Source organism: Streptomyces alkaliphilus, assembly GCF_014141535.1.
In the GTDB taxonomy this organism is placed as follows: Bacteria; Actinomycetota; Actinomycetes; order Streptomycetales; family Streptomycetaceae; genus Streptomyces; species Streptomyces alkaliphilus.
Genome location: NZ_VKHT01001326.1, coordinates 1 through 1,097, shown reverse-complemented (window position 1 = coordinate 1,097; position 1,097 = coordinate 1). Strand labels below are relative to the sequence as shown.

General features: G+C 73.1%; 1 protein-coding gene. It reads left to right on the top strand.

What is annotated here, in order from left to right:
• Positions 1-11: 11 nt before the first annotated feature.
• The coding region (locus FNQ90_RS24275; protein ID WP_323380156.1) for a protein kinase family protein at positions 12-1,097 on the top strand (1,086 nt) is incomplete at its 3' end.

Here is a 1,097-nt window from a genome sequence, read left to right as displayed (position 1 = left end):
GGGAAACCACAGTGGGCCCGGCGCACCCGGCGGACCCCCGCGCGGGGCACCGGGAACGCCTGGTCGCGCACCGCACCGCCTCCACCGCCCTGACCTCCTGCGGCGACGCGGAGTTGGCCGCGCTGGTGGCGGCGGCGAAACCCCTGGGCACCGGCATCGGCGGACGATCGGCACTCCTTGGGATCGACGGCGTCCCCGTCTTCGTCAAACGGATCCCCCTCACCGACACCGAACTGCGACCGGAGAACCTGCGGTCCACCGCCGACCTCTTCGACCTGCCCGCCTTCTGCCACTACGGCGCGGGCGGACCGGGCTTCGGCGCCTGGCGGGAACTGGCCGCCCACGTCATGACCCACCGGTGGGTGCTCAGGGGCGACGATCCCCGGTTCCCCCTGCTGCACCACTGGCGCGTGCTGCCCGAACCGGCCCCGCCCCTGCCCGAGGAGTTGGCCGACATCGACCGGACCGTCGCCCGGTGGGGTGGCGCGCCCGGGGTCCGCCGCCGACTGGAGGAGATGGCCACCGCCGGGGCGAGCCTGGCCCTCTTCCCGGAGTACGTCCCGCAGGACCTCCACCGGTGGCTCGGCGACCGTGTCCGCGAGGGCGGCGACATCGCCGACGAGGCCTGTCTGATGGTGGAACGGGAACTCCTCACGGGAACCCTGGCCATGAACGCCCGGGGGCTCCTCCACTTCGACACCCACTTCGGCAACGTGCTCACCGACGGCCGGCGGCTTCACTTCACCGACCACGGGCTGTCCCTCTCCTCACGCTTCCGGCTCTCCCCCGAACACGCCCGCTTCCTCGACCTGCACCGTGACCACGACCCCTGCTACGCGATGTCGTACCTGGTGAACCGGCTGCTGTGGATGTTCTCCGGGCTCGGCGTGAGGGACGCCGCCGAGGTGGTGCGCGCGTGCGCCGGGGGCGCCCGCCCGGAGGGACTGTCCGACGCGGTCGCCGGAATCGTCACCCGCCACGCACCGGTCACCCTCGTGATGACCGACTTCGTCCTCCGCATGCTCGACGACCCCGCAGGCACCCCCTACCCGGCCGACGAACTGCGCCGCCTCTCCGCCGAACGACCGCCCCTCCCC